Source organism: Sphingomonas psychrolutea, assembly GCF_014636175.1.
In the GTDB taxonomy this organism is placed as follows: domain Bacteria; phylum Pseudomonadota; class Alphaproteobacteria; order Sphingomonadales; family Sphingomonadaceae; genus Sphingomonas; species Sphingomonas psychrolutea.
In genome coordinates, this window is the sequence record NZ_BMDW01000014.1 from 91,522 (window position 1) to 100,271 (window position 8,750).

The 8,750-nt window shown below is 63.3% G+C and carries 7 protein-coding genes and 1 pseudogene; 6 read left to right on the forward strand and 2 right to left on the reverse strand.

Going from position 1 to position 8,750, the window contains the following annotated elements; genetic code table 11:
• The first annotated feature begins 12 nt into the window (after positions 1 to 12).
• The 4 genes from IEV62_RS12225 to IEV62_RS12240 are packed head-to-tail and all read left to right on the forward strand — an operon-like array spanning position 13 to position 4,573.
• Complete coding sequence (locus tag IEV62_RS12225; RefSeq protein ID WP_188447846.1) at positions 13 to 636, forward strand: HdaA/DnaA family protein; 624 nt, start codon at positions 13 to 15, stop codon at positions 634 to 636.
• The gene (locus tag IEV62_RS12230; RefSeq protein ID WP_188447848.1) at positions 633 to 2,810 is read left to right on the forward strand and encodes an RNA degradosome polyphosphate kinase; all 2,178 of its coding nucleotides are present in this window, start codon (positions 633 to 635) and stop codon (positions 2,808 to 2,810) included. The genes IEV62_RS12225 and IEV62_RS12230 overlap by 4 nt, the downstream gene beginning before the upstream one ends.
• A 7-nt stretch (positions 2,811 to 2,817) precedes the next feature.
• Positions 2,818 to 4,314 (forward strand): Ppx/GppA family phosphatase, encoded by a 1,497-nt coding sequence (locus tag IEV62_RS12235; RefSeq protein ID WP_188447850.1) that lies wholly within the window; start codon positions 2,818 to 2,820, stop codon positions 4,312 to 4,314.
• Position 4,315: 1 nt separating this feature from the next.
• Positions 4,316 to 4,573: a hypothetical protein gene (locus tag IEV62_RS12240; protein ID WP_188447852.1), complete on the forward strand. Its 258-nt coding sequence runs from the start codon at positions 4,316 to 4,318 to the stop codon at positions 4,571 to 4,573.
• Positions 4,574 to 4,576: 3 nt separating this feature from the next.
• On the opposite strand, the gene rnd is transcribed toward IEV62_RS12240, so the two are convergent.
• Positions 4,577 to 5,752: a ribonuclease D gene (rnd, locus tag IEV62_RS12245; RefSeq protein ID WP_188447854.1), complete on the reverse strand. Its 1,176-nt coding sequence runs from the start codon at positions 5,750 to 5,752 to the stop codon at positions 4,577 to 4,579.
• Positions 5,753 to 5,924: 172 nt separating this feature from the next.
• Here rnd and aspS point away from each other — a divergent pair, with 172 nt between their 5' ends.
• The gene (gene aspS / locus IEV62_RS12250) at positions 5,925 to 7,718 is read left to right on the forward strand and encodes an aspartate--tRNA ligase (protein ID WP_188447875.1); all 1,794 of its coding nucleotides are present in this window, start codon (positions 5,925 to 5,927) and stop codon (positions 7,716 to 7,718) included.
• A 112-nt stretch (positions 7,719 to 7,830) separates the two neighbouring features.
• Positions 7,831 to 8,604 (forward strand): polyphosphate kinase 2 family protein, encoded by a 774-nt coding sequence (locus tag IEV62_RS12255; RefSeq protein ID WP_188447857.1) that lies wholly within the window; start codon positions 7,831 to 7,833, stop codon positions 8,602 to 8,604.
• Between the two features lie 12 nt (positions 8,605 to 8,616).
• Here IEV62_RS12255 and IEV62_RS12260 read toward each other — a convergent pair.
• A pseudogene (locus tag IEV62_RS12260) lies at positions 8,617 to 8,750 on the reverse strand (IS630 family transposase); the annotation flags it as partial.

Below are 8,750 nucleotides of genomic sequence, written 5' to 3' on the forward strand. Positions count from 1 at the left end.
CAACCAGCGCAAATGGCCCTCCCGTTCGATTGGCCAGCCGATCCGCGCGACGACGAATTCCTGATCGGCCCGTCGAATCAGCGTGCGGTGCAGCAGCTCGAGCGCTGGAGCACGTGGCCGGTCATGGCGGTGCTCGTCACTGGCCCGCGCAAATCAGGGCGCAGCCTGCTCGCGCGGATTTTCGCGGCGAAGACGGGTGGTGGGCTGATCGACGATGCCGAGCGGCAGAATGAAACGACGATCTTCCACGCCTGGAACCGCGCGCAAGAGGAGCGTCGCCCGGTGGTGATCGTCGCCGATGCGCCGCCGCCGGAATGGGCGATCAAGCTGCCCGACCTGCGCTCGCGCCTCACCGCCAGCCCGATCGTCCGGATCGGCGATCCCGACGAAACGCTCATGCGCGCGATCTTCGAACGGCAGTTCCTGCGCCGCGGAATCGATGCGCGTCCGGAAGTGATCCAATGGCTGGTCGTGCGCGTGGAACGCACACATGTCGCGTTGCTCCGTGCGGTCGATCTGCTCGATCAGGCGGTGCTCGAACGCCACAAACGCTTGTCGATTCCGCTCGCGCGCGCCACATTGGAGGAGGCTGGGCTGATCCCCGGACGAGCCCCCGAATCGACGGAAACCGCATGACCCGCCCCGCCCATCTCGCCAGTATGGACATCGATGACGACCCGTTCGCGGGCAGCGAGGGGAGCGATCGCTATTTCAACCGCGAGCTGTCGTGGCTCGCCTTCAACCGGCGTGTGCTGGAGGAAGCGTGCAACCCCGCACATCCCTTGCTCGAACGCGTTCGCTTCCTCTCGATTTCGGGGTCGAACCTCGACGAATTCTTCATGGTGCGCGTCGCTGGCCTGAAGGGGCAGCAGCTGCAGGACGTTGCCCGTCTGTCAAACGATGGCCTTACCTCGGGCCAGCAACTCGCCGCGATCGTCGCTGAGGCTGATGCGCTGGTGACGAGTCAACGCGACGTGTGGCGCGATCTGCGCCGTCAGCTCGCCGAAACCGGCATCGCGGTGCTCAGTTCGCGGACAATCGACGAGGCCTTGTCGCCCGAGGATCTGCGCTGGCTCGAAACGCAATTTCGCGAGCAAATCTTTCCGATTTTGACCCCGCAGGCGCTCGACCCCGCGCATCCCTTTCCGTTCATGCCAAATAAGGGGCTGGCGGTGATGTTCGACCTCGTCCGCATGTCGGACGACCAGCCGATTCGCGAACTTGTCATGCTGCCGGCACAAATGCCGCGGTTCGTCCGCTTGCCCGGCGAAAAGGCCCGATATGTCGCGGTCGAATCGCTCGTGAAACGCTTCGCGTCGCTCGTTTTCCCCGGCTACCGTGTGGTCGGCGCGGCTGAGTTTCGCGTCCTGCGCGACAGCGATATCGAGATCGAAGAAGAAGCCGAGGATCTCGTCCGCTACTTCGCCAATGCGATCAAGCGCCGTCGGCGCGGCCGCGTCATCCGGCTCGAGCTCGAAAGTGGGATGCCGCAGGTTCTCGGCGCTGTTTTGCGCGCCGAATTGGGCGGATCAGACTGTTTCGTCACCGAAAGCGGCGCGTTCCTGGGTGTGGGGGATTTGGAATCGATCGTCGATGAAGATCGCCCTGATCTGAAATTTACCCCCTTCTCGCCGCGCTTCCCCGAAAGGATCCGCGAATTCGGCGGGGATTGCTTCGCCGCGATCAGTGCGAAGGACATTGTCGTCCATCACCCGTACGAAACCTTCGACGTGGTGCTCGCCTTCCTCAAACAAGCCGCCGCCGACCCCGATGTCGTGGCGATCAAGCAGACGCTGTACCGTGCAGGCAAGCAGCCTGCCGTTATCAACGCGCTGATCGCCGCCGCCGAGGCCGGAAAATCGGTCACCGCCGTGGTCGAATTGAAAGCGCGCTTCGACGAGGAGCAGAATTTGCTATGGGCCGCCTCGCTCGAACGCGCCGGCGTGCAAGTGGTGTACGGCTTCATCGACTGGAAAACCCACGCCAAGGTGTCGATGGTGGTGCGGCGCGAGGCGGGGCAATATCGCACCTACTGCCATTTCGGGACGGGCAATTATCACCCGATCACCGCCAAAGTGTATACCGACCTCAGCTTTTTCACCGCCGACCCGCGGCTGGGGCGCGATGCGGCGCAGATGTTCAATTACATCACCGGCTATGTCGAGCCCGAGAATATGGCGTTGATCAGCCTCAGCCCGCGTGATCTGCGCCCGCGCCTGATGCGGTTGATCGATGACGAAATCGCCAATGCGCGCGCCGGAAAGCCTGGCGCGATCTGGGCCAAGATGAATTCAGTGGTCGATCCCGCCGTAATCGAAAAACTGTATGAGGCCAGCGCGGCGGGGGTCGAGATCGACTTGATCATCCGCGGCATTTGTTGCCTCAAGCCGGGCGTGCCCGGCCTGTCCGAGAATATCCGCGTCAAATCGGTAATCGGCCGGTTTCTGGAACACAGTCGCATCTGGTGTTTCGGCAATGGCAAGGCGCTGCCCAATGACGGGGCAAAAGTGTTTATTTCCTCGGCCGATTGGATGCAGCGCAATTTCGACCGGCGAATCGAATATATGCTGCCGATCGAGAACAAGACCGTGCATCAGCAAATCCTCGATCAAGTGATGGTCGCCAATTTGATCGACAATGAACAAAGCTGGGATTTGCAGGCGGATGGATCGTATGTGCGAGTCGAACCCGGCGACCGACCGTTCAACCTGCACCGCTATTTCATGACCAACCCATCGCTGTCGGGGCGCGGTGCCTCGCTTGCGGCGAGCGGATCGGTACCGAAACTCTCACTACGCAACCGGCGGTGATCGCCTGATGGCGACGCTCCTGTTCCGTAAGCCTAAGCCCGAGACAGTGGCGGAGCCGCGCACCGGCATTATCGACATCGGCTCTAACTCGATCCGCTTGGTTGTTTATCAGGGGCCCGAGCGGCTCCCCGCGATCCTGTTCAACGAGAAGGTCATGGCCGGGCTCGGGCGCGGCCTCGCCGAGACCGGCGCGATCACCGCGTCCGCGCTTGATGTCGCGTCCGATGCGCTCGCGCGCTTCGCCGCGGTCGCGCGTGAGATGGAGGTGACGCGGCTGCGTACCGTCGCCACCGCTGCCGTGCGCGATGCCTCGAACGGCAAAGTCCTGCTCAACACGGCGCGCGACCTCGCGCTCGACGTCGAATTGCTCTCGGGCGAGCAGGAAGCCACTGCTGCCGGATATGGCGTACTCTCGGCCATCCCGCACGCGGATGGCATTGTCGGCGATCTCGGCGGCGGCAGCCTCGAACTGATCCGGGTGCGTGGCGGCAAGGTCCATGAACGCGTATCCTTTCCGCTCGGCGTGCTGCGGATCGCGGCGGTGCGCGCGAAGGGGCAGGGCGCGCTTCAACGTACCGTCGCAAAGTCGCTGCAGGAGGCTGGCTGGTTGCGCAAAGGGGAGGGGCTTCCGCTCTATCTCGTCGGCGGATCGTGGCGCGCGCTCGCGCGGCTCGACATGCATCTCGGGCAATATCCGCTGCCGGTGATCCACCAATATGCGATGTCGGCTGATGCGATCGCGCGGATGGGGCGCACGATCAGCCACGTCAACAAGGCCTGGCTGCGCGCGATCCCCGGCCTGTCGGCGGCACGATCGGCCAATTTAGGCGACGCGACCGCGCTGCTGACGGTCTTGCTCAAGCATCTTGGCAGCGACACCACGATCGTCTCGGCGTTCGGACTGCGCGAGGGGCTGCTCTACGGCGCGCTCGATCCTGCGGTGCGCGCGCAGGACCCTTTGATCGTCGCGACGCGCGACGAAGGCCGCCGCCACGGGCGCTTTGCCGAGCATGGCGATTTGCTCGACGGCTGGATCGCGCCGCTGTTCACCCGCGATGAACCCGAAATGGCGCGGCTCCGGCTCGCGGCGTGCCTGCTCGCCGATGTCGGCTGGCGCGCCAACCCCGAATTTCGCGCCGAACGCGGCGTCGAGGTCGCGCTCCACGGCAATTGGGTAGCGATCGACGCCCGCGGCCGGGCGTTGGTCGCGCAGGCGCTCTACACCAGCCTCGGCGGCGGTATCGAGACGCCCGAGCCGCTGGGCGTGCTCGCCAGCCCGGCAGACCTGAAGCGCGCGGTCCATTGGGGCTTGGCGATGCGGCTGGGGCAGCGGATGAGCGGGGGCCTTGCCGGGCCGCTGCAACGCTCGTCGCTCGCGGATGACGGGATAACGCTGACGCTGCATGTCAGCCCCACCGACCTTGCGCTGTATAGCGAGACAGTCGAACGGCGGCACGCATCGCTGGCGACCGCGCTCGGGCGCAAAGCGCTGATTACTGGTTAGGATGGCGCGCAAGCACTACCTCACCGCCACCTTGCCCGACGGCTATGTCAAGACGATCGGCCCGACCGCGACCGCCTTCACGCACTATTGGCGGATCGTCGCGACGCTCGAAAACGGCAAGACCGAGGTGTTCTGGGGTCACACCAAATCGCCCGCCGACGCCAAACGCAAACGCGCGGCCGCGGTCGAAGCGGCGACGAGTCGCGGGTGGAAAAGCTATGTCTTCGAGATTGCCGATCTCACCCGAACCGACGCGTAGTGTTCAGGTGACATCCTCTGTCCGCGTCATCTTCATCTTGCCGTTCACCACCGCAAACGCCAGCCGCCCCTCGACCAGGTCGAGCGCATCACGGCCGAATTGTTCGAAGCGCCACCCCTCGAGGATCGACAGCCCGCTGCGCTGACCCGCCGCCAGCGCATCGATGTCGTCGGCGCGCGCCAGCAAGCGCGCAGCGACGTCGATTTCCTTCGACCGGATTTTGAGCAGCAGCTTGAGCAAATCGGCGACCAGCGCGCCGTCCTTGCCCATGCCCGGCTTGCGGTCGTCGCGCGAGGGCATTTCCTCCGCCGTCATCGGCGTCGCCCCCTCCAGCGCTTGCATCAGCCGCGCGCCAATGTCGTTCTGCGCCCAGGTTGCCGATAGGCCGCGGACCTTGGCAAGATCGGCTTGCCGCTTCGGCGCATGTCCGGCCAGATCGGCGATCGTCTCATCCTTGACGATCCGCCCGCGTGGCAAATCCTTGCCGCGCGCCTCAAGCTCGCGCCACCGCGCAAGTGCCTTCAGGCGACCGAGCACTTCGGGCTTGCGGCTCGGCACCTTGATCCGCCGCCATGCTTCTTCGGGATCGTTGGCATAATTCTTGGGGTCGCCGAGCCGCTCCATCTCTTGGTCGAGCCACGCGCCGCGCCCGGTCCGGCGCAGTTTCTCGAGCATCTGCGGGAAGATCTCGGCAAGATGCGTCACGTCGCCGATCGCATATTCGATTTGCCGCGCATCGAGTGGTCGCCTGGACCAATCGGTAAAGCGCGCGCCCTTGTCGATCGTGAAGCCGAGATAGGCATCAACCAGATTGGAATAGCCGACCTGTTCGCCTTGCCCCAGCGCCATCGCCGCGATTTGCGTATCGAACAGCGGGTGCGGAGTCGTGCCGGTGAGGTTGTAGACGATTTCGAGATCCTGCCCGCCGGCATGAAACACTTTCAGCACGTCGGGATTGTTGACCATCAATTGCAGCAGCGGGGTCATGTCGAGCCCCGGTGCGAGCGGATCGATCGCCGCTGCCTCGTTCACATCGGCAATCTGGATCAGGCAGAGTTCGGGCCAAAAGGTGTTCTCGCGCATGAACTCGGTGTCGATGCAGACGAAATCGGCCTGCGACAATCGCGTACACAAATTGGCAAGAGTGGCGCTGTCGGTGATGAGGGGGTGGATATGCATCTCGACCCCATAGCGAGGGTCACGCGGGTTGACAAAGGCGAGTTGGAAGGTGAGGTGCCGCGCCATCCCTTGGCCGTTCCCCGGCGAAAGCCGGGGTCCAGAGTTTCGAGCGCTGCGTGTGTGGCTCTGGACCCCGGCTTCCGCCGGGGAACGATGACGTGAGTTGAACACCATGCACGCCTATCGCACCCATACTTGCGCCCAGCTCCGCGCCGCCGATGTCGGTACCTCGGTCAAGCTCAGCGGCTGGATCCACCGCAAGCGTGACCACGGCAATTTGCTGTTCGTCGATGTGCGCGATCATTACGGCATTACCCAGATCGTCACCGACAGCGACAGCCCGACGCACGCCGTGCTCGACAAATTGCGCGCCGAGTCGGTCGTGACGATCATCGGCGATGTCGTCGCGCGCTCGCCCGAGACGGTGAATGCGAACTTGCCCTCGGGCGAAATTGAAATCCGCGCGCGCGACGTGGTCGTACAATCGGCGGCGAACGAATTGCCGATGCCGGTGTTCGGCGAGCAGGAATATCCCGAGGATATCCGCCTGCGCTATCGCTTCCTCGATTTGCGACGCGAGCGGCTCCACGCCAACATCCTGCTGCGCTCGAACGTCATTTCCTCGCTGCGCCAGCGCATGATCGGGCAGGGCTTCACCGAATTCCAGACCCCGATCCTGACCGCGAGCAGCCCCGAGGGCGCGCGCGATTATCTCGTACCGAGCCGCGTCCACCCCGGCAAATTCTACGCGCTCCCGCAAGCGCCGCAGATGTTCAAGCAATTGCTGATGGTCGCGGGCTTCGACCGCTATTTCCAGATCGCACCCTGCTTCCGCGACGAAGATGCGCGCGCCGACCGCTCGCCCGGTGAATTCTACCAGCTCGATTTCGAAATGAGCTTCGTCACGCAAGACGACGTCTTCGCCGCGATCGAGCCGGTGCTGCACGGCGTGTTTGAGGAATATGCCGATTGGCAGGGCAAGGGCCGCACGGTTTCGGCGCTGCCATTCAAGCGTATCCCGTACCGCGAATCGATGCTGAAATACGGCAATGACAAGCCCGATCTGCGTAATCCGATCGAGATCACCGACGTGTCCGAGCATTTCAAAGGCTCAGGCTTTGGCCGCTTTGCGTCGATGGTCGAGGGCGGCGATGTCGTCCGCGCGATCCCGGCCCCCGGCACCGCCGAGAAGAGCCGCAAATTCTTCGATGAGATGAACTCGTGGGCGCAATCGGAGGGCTTCCCAGGCTTGGGCTATGCGACGCAGAAGGACGGCGTGTTCGGCGGCCCGATCGCCAACAATCACGGGCAGGAGGGGATGCAGGCGATCGCCGCCGCACTCGGCCTCGGCCCCAATGACGGCATCTTCTTCTCGGCTGGCAAGGAAGCGCAAGCCGCCAAGCTCGCCGGGCTGGCACGCACGCGCGTCGCGGATCAGCTCGGCCTGATCGATGACAAGCGTTTCGAATTCTGCTGGATCGTCGATTTCCCGATGTTCGAATATGACGAGGACGCCAAGAAGGTCGATTTCAGCCACAACCCGTTCAGCATGCCGCAGGGCGAAATGCACGCGCTGGAAACGATGGACCCGCTCGACATCCTCGCCTTCCAATACGACATCGTCTGCAACGGGATCGAATTGTCGTCGGGCGCGATCCGCAACCACAAGCCCGAGATCATGTACAAGGCGTTCGAGATTGCAGGCTACACACAAGCCGATGTCGACCGCGATTTCGCGGGCATGATCAACGCGTTCAAATGCGGCGCGCCGCCGCACGGTGGTTCCGCGCCGGGTGTCGACCGGATCGTGATGCTGCTGGCGGACGAACCCAACATCCGCGAGGTCATCACCTTCCCAATGACGCAAAAGGCAGAGGATCTGATGATGGGAGCACCCAATTTCGCGACGCCCAAGCAGTTGAAGGAACTCAATCTGCGGTCGACCGCCGAGGCTCTCAAAAGTTAAGCCATTCCGTCACCCCGGCCTTGTGCCGGGGTCCACCGTCCCGCAAACGCTACACGGACAGGCTTGCGGCCCGGTGGATGCCGGAACAAGTCCGGCATGATGGGTTGGTGCGATGACGCTTGAACTTTCCGACTACGAAACAGGCAAAAAGTACCCCGGCGATTACGACGCAGATCTTGCCGCGTTGCAAGAACGCCTCGCGCACATCCAGGTCGCGCATATCGTCCACAAGAAACGCGCGCTGGTGCTGTTCGAGGGCTGGGATGCGGCGGGGAAGGGCGGCATCATCCAGCGGCTCTGCGCCGAATGGGACCCGCGCAATTTCGAAGTCTGGCCGATCAAGGCCCCGACGCAGGACGAACTCGACCGGCATTTTCTGTGGCGCTTCTGGCAGAAACTGCCAGCGTGCGGCGATATCGCGGTGTTCGATCGTAGCTGGTACGGGCGCGTGCTGGTCGAACGCGTGGAGGGCTATGCTACCGAAACCGAGTGGAAGCGCGGCTATGACGAGATCAACGAATTCGAAGCGCAGCAAGCCGATTCGGGGACGACGATCGTCAAGCTGTTCGTCCATGTGACGCAGAAACAGCAGGACAAACGCCTGCAAGACCGGCTCGAACACCCGTGGAAACGCTGGAAGACCGGGGCGGAGGATTACCGCAACCGCGAAAAGCGCGCCGCCTATCTCGATGTCATGCACGACATGTTCAAACGCACCGACACGCGCTGGGCGCCGTGGGTGGTGATCGATGGCAATGATAAGAAAGCCGGCCGCATCGCCGCGCTGACCGCGATTGCCGAGCGATTGGAGGCGCATGTCGACATGACGCCGCCAGCGCTCGACCCGCAGGTAGAAAAAATCGCGCGGGACGCTTTGGGACTCTAGAGTCTGATCCATTTATGTTGAAGCGTAGCCGGAGTTTCTGGGATAGTTGGCGCATTCCTGAGGCGGGAAAGCGTCGAGCAAGGTGCCGATGCGTTTCCAGGTCGTTTCGACGGAGCGCTCGGCGGCCTTTCGGAGTAGGATCTTGA